The organism is Rhodococcus sp. SGAir0479 (assembly GCF_005484805.1).
In the GTDB taxonomy this organism is placed as follows: Bacteria; Actinomycetota; Actinomycetes; order Mycobacteriales; family Mycobacteriaceae; genus Prescottella.
In genome coordinates this window covers 1,617,885-1,644,799 of record NZ_CP039432.1, presented here as the reverse complement: position 1 = coordinate 1,644,799, position 26,915 = coordinate 1,617,885, and the positions used below count along the sequence as shown (strand labels likewise).

1 protein-coding gene is annotated in these 26,915 nt (G+C 72.0%); it reads right to left on the bottom strand.

Annotated elements, in window-relative coordinates; genetic code table 11:
- Positions 1-29 precede the first annotated feature (29 nt).
- Positions 30-26,915 carry a non-ribosomal peptide synthase/polyketide synthase gene (locus E7742_RS07595; protein ID WP_137798396.1) on the bottom strand — a complete coding sequence of 8,962 codons (26,886 nt, stop codon included), beginning with the start codon at positions 26,913-26,915 and terminating at the stop codon, positions 30-32.

Sequence of the window (26,915 nt, the reverse complement as noted above, 5' to 3'; positions counted from 1 at the left end):
ATGCGAAGTTTGTTGCAGGAGGACGGGTTTCAGTGATCGGCAAGGTGCTCTTCGAGCAGCGGCCCGATCTCCGCGAGCACCGCCGGCTCGATCATCTGGTTGTGCTCGCAGTCGATGGTGATCTCCCGAATGCTCCCGGTGACCGCGGACTGCCATTCCTGCGGCGTGTGCTCGCGTCCGGTGTCCCCGCTGCCGTCCCCGCGTCCCGCGGTGAAGAACAACAGGTCACCGTCGAACACCTCGGGCGTGTACCGGTTCATGATCTGCGCGGACGTCGTGAAGCCCTCGTTGATCCGCCGCAGGTGCGCCGGTGTGAGCCCCGTTTCCTGCCCCAGCGTCTCGTTGAGCAGGTCCACCGCCTGGGCGTACGTGAGTTCCCGCACGTCACCGTACGCGGACAGGTCCAGGCCCAGGCCCTCGAGCAGTTCGACGACGGTGAGCGGCCCGGTGGCGTCGGACTCGTCCGTGAGGTAGCTGTCCATGATGGCGAGCGTCGTCACTTCCTCTCCGGCGCTGCGGAGTTCGACGGCCATCGCGTGGGCGATCACCCCGCCCAGCGACCACCCGAGCAGGTCGTACGGCCCGTGCGGCTGGACCACGCGGATCTCCTCCACGTAGCGGTGCGCGAGCTGTTGCACCGACGGGAAGTGCGGTCCGCCGCTCAGCAGCGGCAGTTGCAGACCGAAGGCGGGCCGGTCGCTCGCCAGGTACTGGACCAGGCCCGCGTAGCCCCACGACAGCCCGATGCCGGGATGGACGCAGAACAGCGGTGGGCGTTCGCCGTTGGAGCGCAGCGGAATGACCACCTGGAGCGCGTCGTCGACGGGCGACTGGTCGTGCCCGAGGTAGCCGACGGGCAGGTCGATGCGCTTGGCCAGCCCCGCCGGGGTCGGGTCCAGGAACATCGTCTGGAGCGGGATCTGGCGGCCGACGCGCGACTGTAGTTCCGACATGATGCGGGTCGCGATGATCGAGTTGCCGCCCAGATCGAAGAAGCTGTCGTCGACGCCGACGTGCTCGATGCCGAGGACCTCCGCGAACACCTCGGTGACGGCCCGCTCGGTCGCGGTCGTCGGCGGCCGGAACTCCGCGGTGAGCGAGGTGAACTCGGGCGCGGGCAACGCCCGCCGGTCGAGCTTGCCGACCGGGGTGAGCGGGATGTCGTCGAGCACCACGATCGCCGACGGCACCATGTGCGCCGGCAGTTGGGCGGCCACGTGTGCGCGCAGATCCCGGGACTCGACGGTGTGCCCCTCGACGGGCCGGACGTAGGAGGCGAGCAGCGTGTCCCCGGACGGGCCGGGGTGGCCGAGCGTCGCGGCGAACGTGATCGCCGGGTGCCGTGTGAGGACGGCGTCGATCTCGCCGAGCTCGATGCGGAAGCCACGCACCTTGACCTGGAAGTCCGACCGGCCGATGTACTCGATGGTGTGGTCGGGCCGCCACCGGACGATGTCGCCGGTGCGGTACATCCTCGTTCCGGGTTCCCCGAACGGGTTGGCCACGAAGCGATCCGCGGTGATGCCGGGTCGGTTGTGGTAGCCGCGGGCCAGGCCGGGACCGGAGATGTACAGCTCACCCGGCACCCCCACCGGCACGGGCCGCAGCCGGCCGTCGAGCACCGCCTCCCGGAAGCCGATCGCCGGCCCGCCGATGTCGACCACCTCGCCCGGCTGCATCGGGGCGCTGACGCTGGCCTGGATCGTGGTCTCGGTGGGGCCGTACCCGTTGAACATCCGGCGTCCGGGCGCCCACTTGGCGACCAGTTCCGGCGGGCACGCCTCCCCGGCCACCGCGAGGACCTCCAGTGCTTCGAGTTCCGTGTCCTCGATGGAGGCCAGCGCGGTGGGCGTGATGAACCCGTGGGTGACGCCCTCGCGCGAGAACAGCTCGGCCAGTTCGCTGCCGCCGTAGACGGTGGGCGGCACGATGACCAGCCGGGCGCCGGCGCTGAAGGCCATCATCATCTCGAACACCGAGGCGTCGAAGCTCGGGGACGCCAGGTGCGAGACCCGGGACTGCGGGGTGACCAGGAAGTGGGCATGCTCCTCGGCGGTCAGATTCGCGAGGCCCAGGTGGGTGACGACCACACCCTTGGGCCGGCCCGTCGAGCCCGACGTGTAGATGAGGTACGCCGGGTGCTGCAGGTGCAGTGGAGCGGTCCGGTCGTCGTCGCCGATCGCGGCGGCCGACACCGCGGCGATCCGCGCGGCGACGTCGTCGTCGTCGACGATGATCCAGGGCACCGTGTCGGGCAGCCGTTCCCGCAGCGCGGCCGTCGTGAGTCCCACGCGGGCGCCGGAGTCGGTCAGCATGTGCGCGATCCGCTCGGCCGGGTAGTTGGGATCGACCGGCACGAACGCCGCGCCCGCCTTGGCGACCGCCCAGATCGAGACGATCTCCTCGATCGACCGGGGCATCCCGAGGGCGACGAAGGTCTCCGGGCCGACGCCGCGTTCGGCCAGCACCCGGGCCAGCCGGTTGGACTGCTCGTCGAGCTCGCGGTACGTGACGGTGCGCCGCAGATAGGACAGCGCGATCGCGTCGGGGTCGAGCGCCGCGGCGCTGGTGAGCAGCTCCGGCCACACGTGCGGGGACACTCCGGGCCCGCCGGCCGCGGGCGCGAGCGCCGCCAGCTCCGTCGAGTCGAGGATCTCGATGTCGCCGACCGCACGCTGCGGATCGGCGGCGACCGCGTCGAGCACCCGCACGAACCGCTCGGCGAAGCCGCGCACGGTGTCCTCGTCGAACAGGTCGGTCGCGTAGTCGAGCGACGCCTTGATTCCGGCCGCCGCACCGTCGTCCGTGAACTCCTCGGCCAGGACGAGTTCGAGGTCTTCCTTCGCGACCTGGGCGTCGATGCCGACGCCCTCGACCACCAGGCCCGGCAGCTCGAGGCGCGGCCGCTCGTTGTTCTGGAACTCGATGGACACCTGGAACAGCGGCGAGTACGACGTCGATCGGGGCGGATTGATCTCCTCGACGAGCCGCTCGAACGGCACCTCGGCGTGCCCGAAGGCCGCCAGGTCCGTCTCGCGGGCCTGCCGCAGGATGTCGTCGAACGCCGCACCGTGGTCGACGCGGGTCCGCAGCACCAGCGTGTTGACGAACATGCCGACCAGCTCGTCGAGGTCGGCCTCGCCGCGCCCGGCGATGGGCGTGCCGATGGCGATGTCGTCGGTGTCCGCGAGCCGGGCCAGCAGCGTCGCCAGGGCCGCGTGCATCGCCATGAACATGCTGGCCCCGTGCCGGCGCGCGAGTGCACCCACGCGGGCGTGCAGGTCGGTGGGGATTCGGAACTCGACGCGGCCGCCCCGGAAGGACTGCTGCACCGGCCGGGGGCGGTCGGTGGGCAGCTGGATGACGTCGGGCAGGCCCGCGAGTTCCGCGGTCCAGAAGTCGAGCTGACGGCGCAGCAGCGACTGGGGGTCGTCGTCCGAGCCGAGCAGCTCGTGCTGCCACAGCGTGAAGTCCGTGTACTGGACCGGCAGCGGCGCCCACTGGGGTGCACCGCCCGCGGCCCGGGCGGTGTACGCGGCCATGACGTCGCGGCCCAGCGGCGCCATCGAGTAGCCGTCCGCGCAGATGTGGTGCGCCACGATGACGAGCACGTGGGTGTCCGCGGCCACCTGCAGCAGCTGCGCCCGCACGGGCGGCGCCTCCGTGACGTCGAATCCGCGCGACGCGAACGCGGCGATCCGCTCGTGCAGGTCCGCGTCGTCGGACACGGGCACCGGGGTGAGGTCGGTGAGCACCTCGGCCACCGGGACCACCCGCTGGGTGGGCTCCCGGTCGACGACCGGGTACGCGGTGCGCAGCGACTCGTGCCGGGCCAGCACGTCCCCGACGGCGGCCTGCAGCGCGTCGACGTCCAGGAAGCCGGTGAGCGTGACGGCCATCGGAATGTTGTACGCGGCCGACGCGGTGTCGAACTGGTTGATGAACCACATGCGCTGCTGCGCGAGGGACAGCGGCACCCGCTCCGGTCGTTCCCGCCGCACCAGCGGGGGCCGGCCGTACGCCGCCGCGGTCTCCCGCTCGCGGGCGATCCACTGGGCCAGCGCGTGGATGGTGGGGGCCTCGAACAGTGCCCGGACCGGGATGTCGGTGTCGAGCACCCCGCTGAGCCGAGCCGTGACCCGGGTCGCGATCAGCGAGTTGCCGCCGAGATCGAAGAAGCTGTCCTCGATACCGATCCGGTCCAGCCCCAGCACCTCCGAGAAGACGTCCGAGAGGGTGTACTCGAGCGGATTCGTCGGGGCCCGGAACGTGTGGGATTCGCCGGTGCCGAACGCGAATTCGGGTTCCGGCAACGCCGCCCGGTCGAGCTTGCCGACCGGGGTGAGCGGAATCTCGTCCAGGATCGTGATCGCGGCCGGGACCATGTGGGTCGGCAGGTGCTGCGACAACCGATCGGTGAGCGCGGCCGGAGCCACGCTCGCACCCGGGTGCGGCAGCACGTACGAGGCGAGCACGGTGTCCCCGGCCGGGCCCGGCACCCCGAGCGTGACCGCGAAGCTGACCGCGGGATCGGCCGTGAGGGCGGCGTCGATCTCGCCGAGTTCGATCCGGAAGCCACGCACCTTGACCTGGAAGTCGGTCCGTCCGACGTATTCGATGGTGTAGTCGGGGCGCCAGCGGACGATGTCGCCGGTGCGGTACATCCGCTCCCCCGGCTTACCGAACGGGTTGGCCACGAACCGCTCGGCGGACAGGCCGGGCCGGCGGTGGTAGCCGCGCGCCAGCCCCACCCCGGTGACGTACAGCTCGCCGGGAACACCGATCGGGACCGGCTGCAGGCGCCGGTCGAGGACCAGCTCGCCGACCCCGCGGATGGGACCGCCGATCGTGATGGGGGCGCCGGCGGCCAACGGATCGCTGATGTTGGTCATGATGGTCGTCTCGGTGGGCCCGTACGCGTTGTGCAGTTGCCGGCCGGGCGCCCACCGGTTCGCGAGTTCCGGCGGGCACGCCTCACCGCCGACCGCGACGTGCGCGAACTCGTCGAGGCCGGTCGGATCGACCGTCGACAGCGCCGCGGTGGTCACGAACGCGTGGGTGACGTGTTCGGCTGCGAGCAGCCGGGCCAGGTCGGCGCCGCCGAACACCGTCGGTTCGGCGATCACCATGGTCGCGCCCACCCCGAACGCCTGCAGGTACTCGAACACCGCACCGTCGAAGCTCGGTGTCGCGAAGTGCAGGGTGCGGGAGTCGGCGGTGGCCCCGAAGCGTTCCTGCTGGTCGATCGCGAAGTTGTCGAGTCCCTGGTGGGTGACGACGACGCCCTTGGGTCGGCCGGTGGACCCGGACGTGTAGACGACGTACGCGGCGTGGTCGAGGCCGAGCGGTGCGGTGCGGTCGGCGTCCGTGACCGGGTCGGCGGAGCGGGCCGCGCAGGCGTCCGCGAACTCGGGATCCTCGAGCGTGAGCCAGGTGACGGTGTCGGGCAGCTGGTGCCGGTTCGCGGCGATCGTCAACCCCAGCCCGGCCCCCGAGTCGGCGAGCATGTGCTCGATCCGTTCGAGCGGATAGTTCGGGTCGACGGGCACGAAGGCGGCACCGGTCTTCGCGACCGCCCACACCGCCAGCACCGACTCGACGGACCGCGGAATGCCCAACGCCACGAAGGACTCCGGCCCGACGCCCTGATCGATGAGCACGCGCGCGATCTGCGACGAGCGGCCGTCGAGTTCGCGGTAGGTGACCTCGCGGCCCGAGAACGTGAGCGCGATCGCCTCGGGGTCCCGCGCCGCCGCGTCCGCGAAGATCTCCGGCAGCGCCCGGACCGAGCCGCCGGCCTTCCCCAGCACCGGCGCCAGGTCGCGCCGCTCGGCCTCGGTGAGCAGGTCCAGCCGCGCCAGCGGCTGCTCGGGCTCGGTGGCGATCCGTTCGAGCACCACCGCCACCCGGGTGGCGAGAGCGGCCACCGCGTCGCGGTCGAAGTACTCCGGGAAGTACTCGAACTTGAGGTTGAGCCGGTCCCCCACCGACGCCACCAGCGACAGCGGGTAGTGGGCGGCGTCGCGGCCGGCGATCCCGGTCACCCGCATGCCCGCGATGTCGGTGTCCGCGGTGAGCGCGTTGCGGTCCACCGGGTACGACTCGAAGACCGTCAGCGTGTCGAAGGCGATCGCCGGGCCCGTGGCCTTCTGGATGTCGGCCAGGCCCAGATAGTGGTGGTCGAGCAGCGTGGCCTGCTCGCGCTGGACCCGATCGAGCAGTTCACCGAGCGTCTCGGACGCGTCGAGGGTGATCCGCACCGGGAGGGTGTTGATGAACAGTCCGACCATCGACTCGATGCCGGGGATCTGCGGGGGCCGTCCCGACACCGTCCCCCCGAACAGCACGTCGGTGCGGGCGGTGGCGGCGCCCAGCACAATCGCCCACGCGGCCTGCACCACGGTGTTGAGGGTCAGGCCGCGGTCACGGGTCAGGCGCCGCAGCACCTCGGTTCGCTTGGCCGGCAGCGTGACCTCGAGTTCGTCGGTGCCGGTGGAGGCGACATCCGGTCGCAGCCGCGGGGCCAGCAGCGTCGGTTCCTCGACCCCGGCCAGGGCCCGCCGCCACGCCGCGGTCGACGCGGCGGTGTCCTGCCGGCGCATCCACGCCAGGTAGTCCCGGTACGGGTGCACCCGCGGCAGCACCGACGCGTCACCGTCGGTGGCGTACAGCGTCAGCAGGTCCCGCAGCACCAACGGTGTCGACCAGCCGTCGAGCAGGATGTGGTGGTTGGTGACGATCAGGCGGTGGTCGCCGCCGCCCATGTGCACCAGTGTCATCCGCACCGCCGGCGCCTGTTCGAGGTCGAACTTGGTGAGCCGGTCGGCCAGGGACAATTCGGCCAACCGGCGGGCCCGTGCGGTGGCGTCGAGCCGTGCGAGGTCCACCTCGGTCCACGGCAACTCGACGTGCCCGGGGATCACCTGCACCACATCGGCGTCGGCGCCGTCGCCGCCGGGCCGCACGAACGCCGCACGCAGGTTCGGGTGCCGATCGAGCAGGGCGTTGCCGGCGCGCCACAGCCGATCGGCGTCGACGGCGCCGCCCAGCGACAGCGTCAGCTGCACCAGGTAGGCGTCCACCGATTCGTCGGCGTAGACGGCGTGGAAGTGTAGGCCCGCCTGCAGCGGCGACAGCGACCACACGTCGGTCAGGTTCGGGACGCGATGCTCGAGCGCGTCGATCGCGGCCTGGTCGAGCCGCACCAGGTCCAGGTCGGACGGGGTAAGGCCGCCCGCCTCGGGGTGATCGGCGTGCCGGGCCAGTGCGGTGAGCGCCCGCACCCACAGGTCGGCGAGTTCGCCGGTGTCGACGGCGGCGAGCACACCGCGCGGGTACGACCAGGTGGCCCGCAGTCGTGGCCCGTCGGCGGTGTCGGTGACCATCGCGTTGACGTCGAGGACGTTCGCGGCGGGCAGCGTCGGGCTGGGGGCGTCGTCGAGATCGACGTCGGTGACCGGCAGCCACCCGACGGTCCCGGCGGCTCCCCCGCCGGCGCCGCTCAGCCGGCCCAGATAGTTGAAGCTCACCTGCGGGACGGGCAGCTCGGCGAGGATCGGCCCGGCCTGCGGGTCGAGGTAGCGCAGCATCCCGAAGCCGATGCCGTGGTCGGGGACGGCCAACAGCTGTTCCTTGACCGCCTTGATCGCGCCGCCGGCGGCCGGGCCGGCAGCGAAGGCGTCGTCGACGTCGATGCCGGCCAGATCCAGCCGGACCGGGAAGATCGTGGTGAACCACCCGACGGTGCGGCCCAGGTCGGCGCCGGGAATCACCTGGTCCTCGCGGCCGTGGCCCTCGAGGTTCACCAGCGCGGCCTCGGTGTCGCTGCCGCGGGCGCGGCGCCACCGGGTCAGCGCCAGCGCGAGCGCGGCGAGCAGCCCGTCGGCGACGTTGCCGTGGAAGGCGTGCGGGACGCTGGTCAGCAGCGCCTCGGTGACCGTCGCCGGCACCTCCACCGTCACCTTGTCCACGGTGCCCTGGACATCGACGTCCGGGTCCAGCGGACGGGAGCCGATCAGCGGGTCGGGTGTGTCCAGGGCGGTGCGCCACAGATCGACCTCCCGGCCGCGGCCGGGAGCGCCCGCGGCCGCGGCGTCCGCGAGCCCGTGCGCCCAGCGGCGCATCGTCGTCCCCACCGGGGCGAGTTCGGGCACGGCGCCGTCGGAGATCTGCGCCCACGCCGACGCCAGGTCCGGTACCAGAATCCGCCAGGACACCCCGTCGACGGCCAGGTGGTGGACCACCAGCAGCAGCCGCCCACCGGCGTCACCGGCGTCGAACCACACCGCCTGCAGCAGGATCCCGGCCTCCGGATCCAGACGGTCGGCAGCAGCGTCCAGTTCGGTGCGGGCCACGTCGAGGAACGCGGGCCCGGCCGGCGCCGACACCGGCACCCGGGTGAGCAGATCCGCGGCAGCGACCGCGCCCCCGACGCGGACCTCGATCGTCGGTTCCCCGGCCAGGTCCAGGCGGGCGCGGAGCATGTCGTGCCGGTCGAGGACGGCCTGCAGCGTGCGGGTGAGCTGGTCCCGGTCGATGCCCGCGGGCAGCGCCAGCAACACCGTCTGGGTGTATCGGCGCAGGTCCGCCCGCCGGACCTCCTCGTGACCCGACGCTCGATCCAGCAGCCAGTGGACTATGGGTGTGGCCGGGAACCGTCCGACGCCGCCGCCGGGAAGTTCCGCGAGCCGGACGGGCGTTTCGCTCTCGGCCGCGCCGGCGACCGCCGCCAGACCGGCGACGGTGCGGTGCTCGAACACGTCCCGCGGCGAGAACTGCAGACCCGCCGCCTTGGCGCGCGAGACCAACTGGATGGACATGATGCTGTCGCCGCCGAGCGCGAAGAACGAGTCGTCCACCCCCACCGTGTCCACCTGCAGGACGTCGGCGAACAGCTCGGCGAGCAGCCGCTCGGCGTCGGTCTGCGGATCCCGGCTCGCACTCGTCCGTGTCCCGAAGTCGGGCTGCGGCAACGCCTTCCGGTCGAGTTTGCCGTTGGCGGTCAACGGCAGCTCGTCGAGGATTTCGAGCGCCGCCGGCACCATGTACGACGTCAGCTCCCCCGCGACGTGGTCGAGTATCCGGGCCGCGTCCGGGTCGGCGCCCTGCTCGCGCACCGCGTAGCCGACCAGCCGGGCGGGCCCGCGGTCGTCCTGGTGCACGGTCACCACAGCCTGCGCGACGCCGGGGTACCCCAGCAACGCGGCCTCGATCTCGCCGAGCTCGATGCGGAAACCGCGGATCTTGACCTGGAAGTCGCTGCGACCCAGGTACTCCAACGCATAGTCCGGCCCGTGCTTCTGCCACCGGGCGAGATCGCCGGTGCGGTACATGCGAGCGCCGTCCGTCCCGAACGGGTCGGCGACGAACCGGCTCGACGTCAGTGCCGACCGGCCGAGGTAACCGCGGGTGACCTGGTCGCCGCTGACGTACATCTCGCCGGTGACGCCCGGCGGCACCGGGTGCAGTCGTTCGTCGAGGATCATCACCCGCAGCCCCGGCACGGCGCGGCCCACGACGCTGGCGTTCGCCTCCGCCGCGAATCCGCGGTCGAGGGCGAGCCACGTGACGTGCACCGTGGTCTCGGTGATGCCGTACATGTTCACCAGGCGCGGAGCGTCGTCGCGGTGGCGCGCGTACCACCGGCCCAGTTGGCCGAGGTCCAACGCCTCGCCGCCGAAGATGACGTACCGCAGCGCGAGATCGGCCACGGGCGACGACGTCTCCGACGCGATCCGGTCGGCCTCGGCGAGCTGGTAGAACGCGGTGGGCGTCTGGTTGAGGACGGTCACGCCCTCGGACTGCAGCAGGTCGAGGAACATCTCCGGCGAGCGGGCGGTGTAGAAGTCCACCACCACCAGACGCCCACCGTGCAGCAGCGGGCCCCACAGCTCCCACACCGAGAAGTCGAACGCGTACGAGTGGAACATCGTCCACACGTCGGACTCGTCGAATCCGAAGGTGGCCGCGGTGTTCTCGAACAGGGTCAGCACGTTGCGGTGGGAGACCTGCACGCCCTTGGGTCGTCCGGTCGAGCCGGACGTGTAGATCACGTACGCGATGTCGTCGGGCCGCAGCGGGGCGCGGCGGTCGGCGTCGGTGATCGGCCGGTCGGACGCGGCCGCCACCGCGGCGGCGACGTCGGCGTCGTCCAGCCGGACCAGCGGCACCCCGGTGTCCGGGACCGCGTCCGCGTCCGCGGTCGTGGTCAGGACGCACGCCGGTGCCGCGTCCTCGAGCATGAAGGCCAGGCGCTCGGCCGGATACGTCACGTCCAGCGGCAGGTAACCGGCGCCGGCCTTGACCACCGCGAGCAGCGCGACCACGAGCTCGGTCGAGCGGGGCAACGCCACGGCGACGAGGGATTCCGGGCCGACGCCGCGATCGGTGAGGTGCCGGGCGAGGCGGTTGGCGCGCGCGTCCAACTCGGCGTAGGTGAGGGTCCGGCCCTCGTAGGTGACGGCGCCGCGGTCGGCGAACCGAGCGACGGACCGGGCCAGCCGGTCGGCGAGGCTGACCGCGGGGGCGCGCCGGCCGGCGGTGTTCCACTCGTCGATCATCGTGGCGACTTCGTCCGCCGTGGTGAGCACGGCGTCCCCGGTCGGGCGAGCCGAGTCGGAGGTGACCGCGGTCAGCAGCCGGGTGAACCGCTCCCCCAGGTCGCGGACGGTGTCGGGGTCGAAGATGTCCGTCGCGTAGGTGAACGCAGCGTCGATGCCGTCGGGGACTCCGCGCTCGTCGTGTCGCTCGGCGAGGGTGAGCTGCAGGTCGAACTTGGCCACCTCCAGTTCGGCGGCCACCGGCTCGGCCACCAGGCCGGGCAGTTCGAGACGAGGCAGTTCGTTGTTCTGGAATTCCAGCAGCACCTGGAACAGCGGCGAGTGTGCGGTCGACCGTTCGGGGGCCAGCAGGTCGACCAGGCGCTCGAACGGCAGGTCGGCGTGCGCGAACGCGGCCAGATCGGCCTGACGGGTGCGGGCGAGCAGGTCACCGAAACCGGTCCCCGGCTCGACCGTGCTGCGCAGCACCAGGGTGTTGACGAACATGCCGACGAGGTCGTCGATCTCGGCCTCGCCGCGGCCGGCGACGGGCGTGCCGATCGCGATGTCGTCGCCGCCGCTGAGCTTCGCGAGCAGCACCGCCAGCGCGGCGTGCGCGGCCATGAACATGGTGGCGCCCTCGCGCCGTGCGAGTTCGGCGAGCGACCGGTGCACGTCGGCCGGGACGGTGAAGTGCACCCGCGCGCCGGCGAAACTCTGCTGCGCCGGCCGCGGCCGGTCGGTGGGCAACGCGATCGCGTCGGGCAGCCCGGCCAGCGTGTCGGTCCAGAACGCCAGCTGGCGGCTGATCAGCGATTCCGGATCGTCCTCGGCGCCGAGAACCTGGCGCTGCCAGGCCGCGAAGTCCGCGTACTGCACCGGCAGCGGCGCCCACTGCGGCAGGTGGCCGCCGGTGCGGGCCAGGTACGCGGTCATCACGTCCCGCGCGAGCGGCGCCATCGAGAAGCCGTCCGCGCAGATGTGATGCACGACCATCGTGAGGACGTGTTCGGTGGGGCCGAGCCGGACCAGCTCGGCCCGGACCGGCACGGCCGCGGTGACGTCGAATCCGCGGGAGATCAGTGCCGCGATGCGGCCGGGCAGCTCCTCCGGAGGGAGGTCGACCACGGTGAGGTCGGGGACGGCGTCCGCGGCCGGGACGATCACCTGCTCGGGTTCGCCGTCCGGCGCCGGGAAGTGGGTGCGCAGCGACTCGTGCCGCTCGACGACGTCTCCGACCGCCGCCTGCAGCGCGCCGATGTCGAGCTCCCCGCTGAGCCGGACCGCGAGCGGGATGTTGTACGCCGCGGAGTCGGTGTCGAACTGATTGATGAACCACATCCGCTTCTGCGCCAGGGACAGCGGCACGTGCGCGGGTCGCTCGGTGGGCACGAGGGGTGGCCGGGACGCGGCCGCGACGGTCTCGTGGCCCACCCATCGGGCCAGCTCGTGGGCCGTCGGCGCCTCGAACAGCGCCCGGACCCCGACGTCGACACCCAGCGCGGTGGCCAACCGTGCCACCACCCGCGTCGCGATCAGCGAGTTGCCGCCGAGGTCGAAGAAGCTGTCGTCGACACCGATCCGCTCTAGCCCCAGCACCTCGGCGAAGACGTCGACGATCGCCTGCTCCGTCGGGTTGGTCGGTGCGCGGAACTCGGTCTCCGACGGCAGGAACTCCGGATCCGGCAACGCGCGGCGATCGAGCTTGCCGATCGGGGTGAGCGGCAGTTCGTCGAGGACCATGATGCTCGCCGGCACCATCTGGGCGGGCAGCCGCTCGGCGGCGTAGTCGCGCAGGGCTCCGGGCTCGGGGCGCGCACCCGCGGTGGGGAGCACGTAGGTCACGAGCGCCGTCTCCCCGGTCGGGCCCGGGCGTCCGACCGTGACGGCGAACCGGATGTCGGGATGCTCGCCGAAGGCGTTGTCGATGTCGCCGAGTTCGATCCGGAACCCGCGAATCTTGACCTGGAAGTCGGATCGGCCGATGTACTCGAGCGCACGGCCGGCCCCGACCCGGACGATGTCGCCGGTGCGGTACATGCGCTCACCGGGCTCGCCGTGCGGGTTGGCGACGAACCGCTCGGCCGTCAGGCCCGGCCGGCGGTGATAGCCGCGGGCCAGGCCGGGCCCGCTGATGTACAGCTCACCCGGCACCCCGGCCGGCACCGGCCGCAGACTCGCGTCGAGTACCAGTTCGCTCTCACCGCTGACGGGGGTGCCGATCGCGACGGTCGCGCCCGTCACCAGCGGCGAGCTGAGGTTCCCCAGCACCGTCGTCTCGGTCGGCCCGTAACCGTTGTACAAGCGCCGTCCGGGTGCCCACCGGGCGACCAGCTCGGGCGGCACCGCCTCGCCGCCCACCACCACCGCGGTCAACTCGTCGAGGCCGGCCGGATCGACGGTGGCGGCGGCCGCCGCGGTGATCCAGGCGTGGGTGACGTGCTGCTCGCGGATCAACCCGGCCAGTTCCGCACCGCCGTACACGGTGGTCGGCGCGATCACCATGGTCGCGCCCGCGGGGAACGCGATCAGGTAGTCCAGGACGGCCGCGTCGAAGCTGGGCGTCGAGAAGTGCAGGGTCCGCGACGCCGATGTCGTCGCGAAGCGGGTGGTCGTCTCGTCGGCCAGATTGCCGATCCCGGCGTGGGTGACGACGACGCCCTTGGGCCGGCCGGTGGTTCCCGAGGTGTAGATCATGTACGCCGGATGGTGCAGGCGCAGCGGCGTCCGCCGGTCGGCGTCGGTGATCGGGGCGGCCGAGCGGGCAGCGCAGTGTTCGGCGAGTGCGGGGTCGTCGAGGACCGTCCACGGCACCGTGTCGGACAACCGCTCGCGCGCAGCCGAGACGGTGAGTCCGATCGCGGCCCCGGAGTCCTCGAGCATGAACACCACGCGGTCCGCGGGATAGTTCGGGTCCACCGGCACGAACGCCGCACCCGCCTTGGTGACCGCCCAGACCGCGAGCACCGATTCGATCGATCGCGGAATGCCCAGTGCCACGGCGGTTTCCGGCCCCACGCCGGCGTCGATGAGGACGCGGGCGAGCCGGTTCGACTGCGCGTCGAGCTCCCCGTAGGTCACCTCCACCTCGCCGGAGACGAGCGCGACGGCCTCCGGGTCGCGCGCGGCAGCCGCGGCGAACACGTCGGGCAGGGTGCGCACCGATCGGCCCGGGCGTCCGCGGAGCGGCACCAACTCGGCCCACTCGGCGTCGGACAGCAGCCGCAGCCGGGCCAACGGGCACTGCGGGTCGTCGGCGATCGTCGACAGCACGCGCGCGACCCGCTCGGTGAGCGCCTCGGCCTGCCCGCGCTCGAACAGTTCGGGCAGGTACTCGAGCTTCATTCGCAGCCGGTCGTCGGCGTTCGCGACCAGCGTGATCGGGTAGTGCGCCGCGTCGGTGCCCTCGTGGATCCGCAGCAGACGCAGGCCGGCGATGTCGGTCTCCTCGATCGCGGACCGGTCCACCGGATAGGACTCGAACACGGTGAGCGTGTCGAAGGCGAGCGCGGGACCGACGGCGTCCTGGATGTCGGTCAGGCCGACGTGGTGGTGGTCGAGCAGACCCGCCTGTTCGGCCTGCGTCCGGCGCAGCAGGTCACCGACGGTCTCCTCCCGGCCGAGGCGCACCCGGACCGGCAGCGTGTTGATGAACAGGCCGATCATCGATTCGATGCCGTCGATGTGCGGCGGACGCCCGGACACGGTGCCGCCGAACACGACGTCGTCGCGGCCGGTCAGCGCACCGAGAACCACCGCCCACGACGTCTGGACCATGGTGGCGAGCGTGACACCCCACTGCCGCGCCAACGACGACAGGCGCGCGGTCGTCTGCGCGTCGAGTGCCAGCTCGACGGCGTCCGGCACCGTCGACTGCTCCCGGCCGCGATCGAGCGGCGCCAGCAGCGTCGGCTCGTCGAGCCCCGCGAGCGCGTCGACCCAGGCCTGCAGCGACGCCGCGTCGTCCTGCGCGGCGATCCAGGCCAGGTAGTCGCGGTACGGGTGGACGCGCGGCAGCACCGTGGTGTCGCCGTCGGTCGCGTACAGGGTCAGCAGCTCCTGCATCATCAGCGGCGTCGACCAGCCGTCGAGCAGGATGTGGTGGTTGGTCAGCACCAGCCGGTGCTCGTCGGGGCCGGTACGGACCAGCGTGAAGCGCATCAGCGGCGCCCGCTCCATGTCGAAGCGGTGGGCGCGGTCCTCGGCCAGCAGGCGAGCGAGGGCGCGGTCCCGGTCCTGCTCGTCGAGTTCCGAGAGGTCGACCTCGTGCCACGGCAGCACCACACCGTCCTGGACCACCTGCACGGGAACGCCGTCGGCGCCGTGCACGAACGCGGCCCGCAGGTTCGGGTGCCGGTCCAGCAGCGCCTGGCCCGCCCGCAGCAGCCGCGCCGGGTCGGCGCCCCGGACGTCGAGCATCATCTGCACCATGTAGGCGTCGACGGAGCGGTCGGCCAGCAGCGCGTGGAACAGCAGGCCCGCCTGCAGCGGCGACAACGACCACACGTCGGTCAGTTGCGGGTACCGCCGCTCGAGGTCCTCGATCCGACGCTGGTCGAGTGCGACCAGGTCGAGATCGGAGGGCGTCAAACCGCCGGCACCGGGGCGCGACACGTGCCGGGCGAGGGCGACGAGCGCATCGGACCACAACCCCGCGAGCGTCTGCACCGCGGCGGCGTCGATCGCGCCGGTCGGAAATCCCCACGTGGCGCGCAGGCGTGCCCCGTCCGCGCCGCCGGTGGTGACGGCGTTGATGTCGAGCACCGACGCCACCGGGCGGTCGGCGTCCTGGAGAACATCCAGGGCGGCTTCGTCGGTTGGCACCCACCCGGTCCCGTCGGCGGGCACACCGGAGGTGAGGCGGCCGAGGTAGTTGAAGCTGACCTGCGGTGTCGGCAGATTCCGGAGGGTCCGGTTCCCGTCCGCGTCGAGGTAGCGCAGCATGCCGTACCCAATGCCGTGGTCGGGTACCGCCAGCAGCTGTTCCTTGACGGCCTTCACGGCGGCGGCGGTGCCGCGGCCGCCGGCGAACGCGTCGTCGATGTCGATCCCGGCGAGGTCGAGGCGCACCGGGAACAGCGTGGTGAACCACCCGACGGTGCGCGCCAGGTCGGCGCCGGGCAACACCGCGTCCTCGCGCCCGTGCCCCTCGAGGGTGACGAGCGCGTCGGCGGTCGCGGAAGCGCCCTGCTCGCGCCGCCACCGCACCAGCGCCAGGGCCAGCGCGGTGAGCAGGCCGTCGTTGACAGACCCGCGGAACGCGTCCGGCACGGTGGTCAGCAGCGCGGCGGTGACGTCGGGTGAGACCTCGACGGTGACGGAGTCCACGGTGGCGGCCACGTCGACGGCCGGGTCCAGCGGCCGACGACCGAGCAGCGGGTCGTCGCCGGCGAGTACCCGCTGCCAGTGCGCGAGCTCGTCGCGCCGTTCCGGGGCGGTCTCGACCAGCCCGTGTGCCCACCGCCGGAAGGACGTGCCAACGGGCGCGAGGTCGGCCCGTCCCCCGGCGGCGAGCTGGGTCCAGGCGGTCGCGAGGTCGGGCACCAGGATGCGCCACGAGACGCCGTCGACGACGAGGTGGTGCACGACGATCAGCAGTCGACCCGGACGGCCGCGGGTGCCGAGCCACACCACCTGCACCATGTCACCGGCGGCGGGATCGAGGCGGTCCTCGGCCGCGTCGAGCTCGGCGCGGACGAGGTCGGCGAACGTGTCGCTGCCCGGCTCCTCGGCGACCTCGACGCGCCGGATCAGCCACTCGGCGTACACCGTGCCCGGCGGCGGCACGATCATCCGGTGTTCGCCGGGACGGATCCGGGCGCGCAGCATGTCGTGCCGGTCGAGCACGGCCTGCAACGCCCCGGCGAGGGTGGCCTCGTCGAGGCCCTCGGGGGCGGTGAGCAGCGCGGCCTGTGAGAACCGGTCGTGGTGACCGCCCCGGCCCAGCAGCCACCGGGCCACCGGCAGCAGCGGGACGTTCCCGAGGCCGCCGCCGTCGAGTTCGGCGAGCACCGTGGCCTCTGCGGCGGTCTGCGCGACCGCGGCCAGTGCCGCGACGGTCTTGTGGTCGAAGACGTCGCGCGGCGAGAAGTGCAGACCCGCGGTCTTCGCCCGCGAGACCAGCTGGATGGACATGATGCTGTCGCCGCCGAGCGCGAAGAACGAGTCGTCCACGCCCACCGCGTCCAGTCCCAGAACCTCGGCGAACAACGCCGCCAACTGCCGTTCCCGCTCGGATCGCGGCTCCCGTCCGCGCACGGTGCGGGCACCGAAATCGGGGGTCGGCAGCGCCTTCCGGTCGATCTTCCCGGCCGGGCCGAGCGGCAGCGCGTCCAGCACCAGCACCGCCGACGGCACCATGTACGACGCCAGGAACGTGCCGACGAAGGCGATCACCTCGGCGGGGTCGAGCGCGACGTCGGTCGTCGCGTCGGGAACGACGTACCCGACCAGCCGGCTCGACGGGCCACTGCCGTCGACCGTGGCCACCGCGCGGGCGACACCCGGATACCGGCGCAGCGCGGACTCGACCTCGCCGAGTTCGATCCGGAAGCCGCGGATCTTCACCTGGAAGTCGGTGCGGCCGAGGTACTCGAGCTGGCCGGAACCGTTCCACCGCACGAGGTCACCGGTGCGGTACATGCGCTCACCGGGTGCCCCGAACGGGCCGGCCACGAAGCGCCCGGCGGTGGTGCCGGGCCGGCGGTGGTAGCCCCGCGCCAGACCGGTGCCCAGCAGGTAGAGCTCGCCGGGCACCCCGACCGGGACCGGATGCAGGCGCGCGTCCAGGACCACGGCGCCGGTACCCATCGGCGGGCGTCCGATCGTCACCGCGACGCCCACGGCCAGCGGTTCGCTGACACTCGCCACGACGGTCGCCTCGGTGGGCCCGTACGCGTTGAACATCCGCCGTCCGGGCGCCCACTGCGCCACCAGCTCCGGTGGGCACGCCTCACCACCGGTGACGATGCACTCGAGGCGGCGCAACCCGGCGGGATCGACCGACCCCAACGCGGCCGGGGTCACGAACGCGTGGGTGACGTCCTGCGCGCGCAGCAGATCGCGCAGTTCCTCCCCGCCGAGCACGGATGCCGGCGCGATCACCATGGTGGCGCCTGCGCCCACCGCGAGCAGCAGTTCGAGGATCGACGCATCGAAGCTCGGCGACGAGAAGTGCAGGGTGCGTGAGTGGGGGGTCACCCCGAAGCGGGTGCGTTCCTCCGCCGCGAAGTTGGCCAGCCCCCGGTGCGAGACGACGACGCCCTTCGGGGTGCCGGTCGACCCGGACGTGTAGATGAGGTAGGCGGGGTCGTCGATGTGCAGTGGGCGCACCCGGTCGGCGTCGGTGACCGGACCGCCCGCCTGGTGCGCCACGGCCGCGGCGGTGTCGTCGGTGCCGAGCGCCAGCCAGTCGGTGGACGCCGGCAGCGTGTCGCGGTGGGCGGCCGTCGTCACCCCGAGCGCCGCACCGGAATCGGTGAGCATGTGCTCGATCCGGTCGGGCGGGTAGTTCGGGTCCACGGGCACGAACGCGGCACCGGTCTTGGCGACCGCCCACGTTGCGGTCACGGAATCGGCCGAGCGCGGCAGGGCGAGCGCGACCACGGCGTCCGGGCCGATTCCGCGCGCGAGGAGCAACCGTGCCAGCCGGTTCGAGCGGTCGTCGAGATCGCGGTAGGACACCGAGGTGCCCTCGGACACCAGCGCGGGTGCGTCCGGGTCGACGACGGCGGCCGCGGCGAGCAGCTGCGGCAGGGTCCGGGCGGGGACACCGGCACCGCCGCCGACCGGGGCCAGGTCTGCCCGCTCGGGCTCCGTGAGCAGGGCGATGTCGCCGACGCGGGTCTGCGGGTCGGTCGTGACCGCCTGCAGCACCCCGGAGAAGCGTTCGGCGAGCCGCGCCACCGTGGCCGGATCGAACAGGTCGGTCGCGTAGGTGAAACCGGCGGCCATCCCGGCGGGGGCCCCCGCGTCGTCGAACTCCTCGGTGAGGGTCAGCTGCAGGTCGAAGTTCGCGATCGGCGGTCCGGCGTCGACGACGGAGACCGTCAGTCCCGGCAGCTCGAGCCGCGGCTGTTCGACGTTGCGGAACTCGAGCATCACCTGGAACAGCGGGGAATGGCTGGTGGACCGCTCGGGGGCCACCGCGTCGACCAATCGCTCGAACGGCAGGTCGGCGTGGTGGAACGCGTTCAGGTCGGTGTCTCGGACGCCGTCGAGCAGGGCGGCGAACGTCGCCGCCGGATCGAAGCGGCTGCGCAGCACGAGCGTGTTGACGAACATGCCCACCAGCGCGTCCAGGTGGGCCTCGCCGCGGCCCGCGACGGGGGTGCCGATCGCGAGGTCGTCGGTGTCCCCCAGCCGGGCGAGCAGCGCGGACAGGGCCGCGTGGACGGCCATGAACACGGTCGAGTTACGGGCACGGGCGATCGTCACCAGTCGGCGATGCGCGTCGGCGTCGATCCGGAACCGGTGGACGGCGCCGCGCATCGAGCGCTGCGCCGGCCGCGGCCGGTCGGTGGGCAGCTCGAGCACTTCGGGCAGCCCGTCGAGCGCGTGGGCCCAGTAGTCGAGTTGTGTCGAGAGCAGGCTGTCCGGATCGTCGGTGCTGCCGAGCACCCGGTGCTGCCAGAGCGTGTAGTCGGCGTACTGCACCGGCAGGGCATCCCATTGCGGCGTCCGGCCCTCGAGTCGGGCGATGTAGGCGCTCATCACGTCCCGGGCCAGCGGTGCCAGGGAGAACCCGTCGGCACAGATGTGGTGCACGACGATCACCAGCACGTGCGTCTGCGGGGCGATCCGCAGCAGCATCGACCGCACCGGGGGCGCGAGCGTGACGTCGAATCCGGTGCCCGCGAACCGGGCGATCCGCTCCGGCGCCTCGGTCTCGGAGACCGCGACCGGTTCGAGGTCCGCGGCGACCGCGCCGACCGGCACGACAACCTGGGTGGGCTCGCCGTCGACCATCGGGAACCGGGTGCGCAGCGACTCGTGACGGTCGAGGACGTCGGTGAGCGCGGCACGCAGCGCGTCCCGGTCCAGGTCGCCGTCGAGGCGCAGCGGCAACACCACGTTGTAGGCGGCCGAATCGGTGTCGAACTGGTTGATGAACCACATCCGCTTCTGCGCCAACGACACCGGGACGGTGGCGGGCCGTTCCTGCGGCATCAGCGGGGGCTGGTCGCCGCCGCGGCTGCCGGCGGTCTCGATCCGGCGTGCCAGCGCCGACACGGTCGGGGCGTCGAAGACCTCGCGGACCCCGATCCGGGTGTCGAGTGCGGCGTTGATCCGCGCCACCAGCCGGGTGGCGGTCAGCGAGTTGCCGCCGAGGTCGAAGAAGCTGTCGAACACGCCCACCCGCGGCGCCGCGACCAGCTCACCGAAGATCGACGCCACGATCTCCTCGACCGGGTTGCGAGGCGCGACGAATTCCGTTTCGGTGCTGCGGAATTCGGGGTCCGGCAGGGCGCGGCGATCCAGTTTGCCGGTGGCACCGAGCGGAAACTCGTCGAGCAGCAGGATCTGCGACGGGACCATGTAGGAGGGCAGCGACTCGGCGACCGCATCGCGCAGTGCCGACGGGTCCACCGTCGCCCCCGGTTCGGCGATCACGTAGCCCACGAGCGCCTCACCGACGATGTCGTCGCTGCGCACCACGACCACGGCCTGCCCGACCTCGGGCTGAGCGAGCAGCGCCGCCTCCACCTCTCCCAGTTCGATGCGCAGACCGCGCAGCTTGACCTGGAAGTCGGTGCGACCCAGGTAGTCCAGGGCGTAGTCCAGTCGCTCGGTCCTGCGCCAGCGGACGACGTCTCCCGTGCGGTACATGCGCGTCCCGGCCTCGTCGAACGGGTTCGCGACGAACCGGTCGGCCGTCAGATCGGGACGGCCCACGTACCCGCGGGCCAGCTGGGCGCCGGCGAGATAGAGCTCGCCCGGGACGCCCGCGGGCACCGGGTGCAGGCGCGCGTCGAGCACGAACACCTGCGTGTTCCAGACGGGGGCACCGATGGGCACCGACACCGTGTCGCCCGCGGTGTAGCGGCGGTAGGTGACGTCGACCGCCGCCTCGGTGGGGCCGTACAGGTTGTGCAGGTCGGTTCCGGACGCCGACGACGCTGCCGCGAACGCCGTGAACGCGGCCGCGGTGGCGGGCGGCAGTGCCTCGCCGCTGCAGAACACCGTCCGCAACGATCGGCACTGTCCGGGATCGGCGCCGGCGACGAACGCGGCGAGCATCGAGGGCACGAAGTGCGCGACGCTCACGTGGCGCTCGGCGATCAACTCCGACAGGTAGGCCGGGTCGCGGTGTCCGTCCGGGACGGCGATCGCCAGGCTCGCCCCGGTCTGCAGCGGCCAGAAGAACTCCCACACCGACACGTCGAACGTCGCCGGGGTCTTCTGCACCACCACGTCCGCGGGCGTCAATCCGTACTCGGCCTGCATCCAGGCCAGCCGGTTGACGATCGCCGCATGGCTGACGGCCACGCCCTTGGGGCGGCCCGTCGACCCGGAGGTGTAGATGACGTACGCGATGTGGCTGCCGCGCAGTGTTCCGCGTCGCTCCCCCGGGCGGATCGGACCGTCGTCGTGTCGGTGCAGATCGAGACGGTCGATCTCGATCACGTCCACGCCCGCAGGCAACCGGCCGTGATCACGACGGGTGGTCAGCACGCACACGGGCGCGGCGCTGTCGAGCACGTACTCGGTGCGGGCATACGGGTGGTCGGGATCGAGCGGAACGTAGGCGCCGCCGGCCTCGACCACCGCGTACATGCCGATCAGCAGATTCAGGGATCGCCGCATCGACAGCGCCACCCGGGACTCGGGGCCCACGCCGATCGCGATCAGCTCGCGCGCGAGGCGGCGGACCTCGGACGCGAACTGCCCGTAAGTCAGCTCCGCGTCACCGAACGTCAACGCCGGCGCATGCGGGGTGCGGCGGACCTGCGCGTCGAACAGATCCGCGAGGGTCCCGGCGGGCACGTCGTGGTCGGTGGCGTTCCACTCGCCGAGCACGAGTTCGCGTTCACCGTCGACGAGCACGTCGATGTCACCGACCCGGACGGTGGTGTCGACAGCGATCGACTCGAGGATCCGGACGAAGCGCTCCGCGAACGCCGCGACGGTGCCGGCGTCGAACAGGTCGGTGGCGTACGCGAACGTCGACTCCAGGGGACCCGGCTCCCCCTTCTCGTCTGTCGCCTCGGTGAGGATGAGCTGCAGGTCGAACTTCGCGGTGCCGGTGCCGATCTCGTCCACCTCGACGGTGACGCCGGGCAGCTCGAACCGATTGCGGTCGTCGCCCTGCAGCACCAGCATCACCTGGAACAGCGGCGAGTAAGCGGCCGAGCGCGGCGGGTCGAGGACCTCCACCAGCCGCTCGAACGGCAAGTCGGTGTTGCCGAGTGCCGCCAGGTCGGTGGTGCGGGTGCGGGCCAGCAGGTCCCCGAACGGTGCCACCGGTTCCACCTCGGTGCGCAGCACCACGGTGCCGACGAACATGCCGACCAGATCGTCGAGTTCGGCCTCGCCGCGCCCGGACACCGGCGAGCCGACGGCGATGTCGGAGCCGCCGCTCAGGCGGGCCAGCAGCACCGCCAGTGCCGCGTGCAGCACCATGAACAGGCTCGCCTCGTTCTCGGCCGCGACCTCGAGGAGCCGTCGGTGCAGGTGCGAGGCGATCGTGAAGTCGACCTCCGCGCCGCGCATCGACTGCTGCGGGGGGCGGGGCCGGTCGGTGGGCAACTCCAACAGATCCGGGGCGCCGGCCAGCGCCTCGCGCCAGAAGTCGAGCTGGCGGGCGACCACGCTGTGCGGGTCGTCCTCCGCGCCCAGCAGCTCCCGCTGCCACAGCGAGTAGTCGGTGTACTGGACCGTGAGCGGGGGCCACTCCGGCCCGCCGCCGGCGGCGCGTGCGCCGTACGCCACCATCACGTCGCGGGCCAACGGGGCCATCGACAACCCGTCGGCGGCGATGTGGTGCACGACCAGGGTCAGCACGTGGTCCTCGGAGCCGGTCCGCCACAGGCCTGCCCGCACCGGGAACTCGGCGGTGACGTCGAACCCCGCGGTCGCGGCGGCGTGCAGCCGGCCCGGCAGTTCGTCCTCGGTCACGTCGACGGGGTCGAGCGCGACAGGGACCTCCGCTGCGGGGCGCACGTCCTGGACGGGACCGTCCGCGGTGTTCGGGAACATCGTTCGCAGCACGGCGTGGCGCGCGATGACGTCGCCGAGCGCGGCCTGCAGCGCGTCGACATTCAGGTCGCCGTGCAGGCGGACCGCGATGGGGATGTTGTACGCCGCCGACGCCGGCGCGAACTGGTTGACGAACCACATCCGCTGCTGCGCGAGCGACACCGGGATCGGACCGTCGTGCTCGCGGGGAACGAGCGGGGGCCGCGCGCCGCGGCCGGGGCCGGCTGCCTCCACCCGGGCCGCGAGCGCACCGACCGTGGGGGCCTCGAACAGGTCGAGGACGCCGAGTTCGGTGCCCAGGGTCGCGTTGATGCGGGCGACGATGCGGGTGGCGGTCAACGAGTTGCCGCCGAGGTCGAAGAAGCTGTCGGTGGTGCCGATCCGCTCGATACCCAGCAGCTCCGAGAACACCCCGGCGATCTTCTTCTCGTCGAGGGTGGTGGGCGGCCGGAACTCGCCCGTGTCCGTCTCGAAGCGGGGTTCGGGCAGCGACCGTCGGTCCAGCTTGCCGGCCGGGGTCAACGGCAGCGATTCGAGCACCACGACGCTGGCGGGGACCATGTGCGGGGGCAGGACCTCGGAGACGTGCGCCACCACGTCGGCACCGAGACGGCTACCCGCGCCCTGCAGTTCCTGCCGGCTCTCCGGTTGGACGTACGCGACCAGGACGGTGTCGCCCGACGGCCCGACGTACCCGGTGGCGAGTGCGAACCCCACCTCGGGGTGCGAACGCAGCGCGGCCTCGACCTCACCGAGCTCGATCCGGTAGCCGCGGATCTTGATCTGGAAGTCGGTGCGCCCCAGATACTCCAGCTCTCCTCGGCGGTTCCACCGGACCAGGTCGCCGGTCCGGTACATGCGCGTTCCGGCCGTACCGAACGGGTTGGCGACGAAACGTTCGGCGGTGGTCCCGACCCGCAGGTGGTAGCCGCGGGCGAGCCCGGCGCCGTACACGTACAGCTCGCCGGCGACACCCACCGGCACCGGCTGCAGCCGGCCGTCGAGGACCAGCGCTCCGGTTCCGAGGGGTGGGCTGCCGATCGTGACCGCGCGCCCCACCTCGAGCGGGGTCGACACACTCGACACGACTGTCGCCTCCGTGGGCCCGTACGCATTGAACATCCGGTGCCGAGGCGCCCACTGCTCGACCAGGTACGGCGGGCACGCCTCGCCACCGGTGACGACGCATTCGAGGTCGGCGAGCGCGTTCGCGTCGACCGACCCGAGAGCGGCCGGCGTGACGAAGGCGTGGGTGACCCGCTCCCGCCGCAGCAGCGCGGTCAGTTCCGCGCCGCCGTAGATGGTCGGCGGGGCGATCACCATGGTCGCGCCGGCACCGAACGCGAGCATCAGCTCGAGCACCGACGCGTCGAAGCTCGGTGAGGAGAAGTGCAGGGTGCGCGACTGCGGGGTGACCCGGTACCGGGCGCGTTCGTCCTCCGCGAAGTTCGCCAGGCCGCGGTGGGAGACCGTGACACCCTTTGGTGTGCCCGTCGAACCGGAGGTGTAGATGAGGTACGCCGCCTGGTCGACGTGCACCGGCGCGAGCCGGTCGGCGTCGGTGACCGGCTCGGCGGACCACTCGCCTGTCTGGACGGTGAAGCCGGGTGCGTCGAGCACGAGGGACGGCACGACGCCGGCCATCGCTGCCGCGTGGTCGGCGACCGTCAACGCCAGCACCGCCCCGGAGTCGGTCAGCATGTGCTCGATCCGGTCTGCGGGGTACTTGGGGTCGACGGGCACGAAGGCCGCACCGGTCTTGGCCACCGCCCACACCGACGCGACCGAGTCGAGAGAGCGCGGCATCGACAACGCCACCACCGACTCGGGACCGACGCCGCGGTCGATCAGCATGCGCGCCAGTCGATTCGAGTGCTCGTCGAGCTCCCGATAGCTCACCTCGCGGCCCTCGTAGGACAGCGCGGGCCGCTCCGGGTCCATCGCCGCGGCCGCGCCCAGCAGGTCCGCGAGCGGGCGGGGTACGACACCGTCCCCACCCCGGACCCCCGACAGCGTCCGCCGCTCGTCGGCGCTCAGCAGATCGATGTCCGCGACGGTCACCGCCGGATCGAGCAGCACGGCGTCGAGGACCCGGACGAATCGGTGCGCCAGTTCCTCGATGGTCGACCGGTCGAACAGGTCGGTCGCGAAACCCAGGGTAGCCGTCAGACCAGCCGGGACCTGCTCACCGGTGCCGTCGCCGGCATACCGCTCGGCGACCGTCAGACGCAGGTCCAGTGCCGAGAGGTCGGGTTCGGTGGCGGTCCCCCGCACGACCAGGTCGTCGCCGCGCAGGTGCGGATTGTGGGCGTCGACGAATTCGAGTAGCACCTGGAACAGCGGCGAGTGCGCGTTGTCCCGCTCCCGGTCGAGCGCCTCCACGAGCTGCGCGAACGGTGTCTCGGCGTGCTCGAACGCGGCCAGATCCGCCGCGCAGACGTCGCTGAGCAGGTCGTCGAAGGAGACTCCCGCGCGCAGCCGGGTCCGCAGCACCAACGTGTTGACGAACTCGCCCCCGCTCCCGTTGCCCACGACCGGTGTACCGATCGCGAGGTCGTCGACGTCGGCGAGACGGGCCAGCAGCACCGCCAGCGCGGCGTGGACGCCGGCGAACACGGTGCACCCGCGCCGGCCGGCCAGTTCGACCAACCCCTGGTGCACCCGCGCCGGAACGGTGAAGTCGACGTGGTCACTGTCGAGAGTGCGCCGGTTGGGCCGGGGACGGTCCGACGGCAGCGACAGGATGTCGGGCAGCCCGTCGAGCTCGCGTGACCAGAACTCGAGCTGCGCGGCGGTCCGCAGCAGCTGCGCGCCGACGATCGAACTCTCTGCGTGGACGTCCGCGACGGGAGTGTCGGGTGCGGCCAGGACGAATTCCTCGACCAGTTCGAGGAACCGTCGGTGGTGCGTGTGCAGTTCGTCCTGGGTGTAGCGGTTCGGGTTCGCCCGGAACTCGACGAATGTCGTTGTCGGACTTCCACTCTGGAAGAAGTTGATGAGCAGGTCCTCGACCGGCCCGGAGGTGACGATGTGGTACTCGCCCTCCATCGACCCGAGGGTCATCTTCTGGTGGAAGAGCATGACGTTGACCATCGGTCCGGCCAACCCGCGGGCCGTCCCGGTCAGACCGGCGTCGCGCCGGATGTCCTCGATACTGCATCGCTGGTGCCGCAGCGCACCCATCAGTTCCAGTTGGATGCGGCCGACCACGTCGCCGACGGTGTCGCCGGGCAGCACCGTCGCACGCAGCGGTGCCACATTGACCATCATGCCGCCCGAGCGCTGCAGCGGTGCCGTCGTCCGTGCCGACACCGGCATGTTGACCAGCACGTCCGTGCGGCCGGTCATGCGCGCGAGGTAGCACGCGAACGCGGCGATGAGCACCGCGGCCGGGGTGGCCTCCGAGCGTCGATCGGTCGAGTCGAGCGCCTCCACCACGGCGGCCGGCAGCGGTGCGTTCTCGTACCGGCTGACCGCGGCCACCGGCCCGTCGGTCGTCGCGAGCGTCGTGCCCCCTTCGATGCCCGCGATGTGATCGGCCCAGTACTCACGGTCGGTCTGGAACCGGCTCGATGCCCGGTACTTCCGGTCGATTTCGAGCAGCTCGCGTAGTTCGAGTGCGCGGTTCGGTTCCGGCTCGCGGTGCTCGACCGCCGCGGTGTAGAGGGCGGCCATCCGGTTCGCCATCGTCATGCCGCTGTACCCGTCCAGGGCGACATGATGAATGCGGCTGTACCACAGGAAGTCCCGGTCGCCGACCTGGAGAATCGTCATGTCGATCAGCCGGTCGCGCGTCAGGTCGATGGGCACCGAGTAGTCGTGCTCCATCCACTCACGTGCGGCCGCCATCGGATCCGGCCGGTCCCGCAGGTCGACCCGCCCGATCGAGGTGTCGGTCTCCGGGTCGATCAGCTGCCACGGCTCGCCGTCGACCTCGATCAGCCGCAAGTACGGCGACTGGAACTCTCCCGACACGGTCAGCCCGCTGCGATGGAGCAGGTCCACGTCCAGGTCGCCGTGCACGGCGACGTACTGGGCGATGAAAATCGGGACACCCGGCGTGAGTTGCTGCGCGAACCACATACTCCGTTGCGCCGCCGAGAGCGGGAACGCCTCGGCAGGAAGGTTCGGAGTATCGGAACCGCGCTCGCCCGGTCCCCCGGATTCTGACATCTTCAT